Annotated in this window: 1 protein-coding gene; it reads right to left on the reverse strand. The window is 69.0% G+C overall.

Translation table 11 applies throughout. The features are described from left to right. Positions 1-8 precede the first annotated feature (8 nt). A partial coding sequence (locus KLP40_RS21100) for an IS5 family transposase (protein WP_215595815.1) occupies positions 9-319 on the reverse strand: 311 nt, incomplete at its 5' end.

Consider the following 319-nt stretch of genomic DNA (forward strand, 5'->3'; position numbering starts at 1 on the left):
GCTGCGGCCTAGGCTTTCGGCCGCGGCCGTGCTTTTTTTTGGCCGGCGGCGGCTTTGTGGGCTTTGACCGTGGTCGAGTCGACCAGCACCCAGGCATAATCCGGCTCCTGCACCGCCTGGAACAGGCCCTCCCAGACCCCCGCCAGCGCCCAGCGGCGAAAGCGTCGGGCGACCGTGTTCCAGGGGCCAAACCGTTCGGGCAGGTCGCGCCAGGCGCAGCCTGTGCGCACCCGGTAGACCACGGCGTTGACAAAATGGCGGTTGTCGCGGCCGGTGCCGCCTGCCGTACCGGCCTGCCCAAGCGTGTGTGGCTGAATCA

Source organism: Hymenobacter piscis, assembly GCF_018760735.1.
In the GTDB taxonomy this organism is placed as follows: domain Bacteria; phylum Bacteroidota; class Bacteroidia; order Cytophagales; family Hymenobacteraceae; genus Hymenobacter; species Hymenobacter piscis.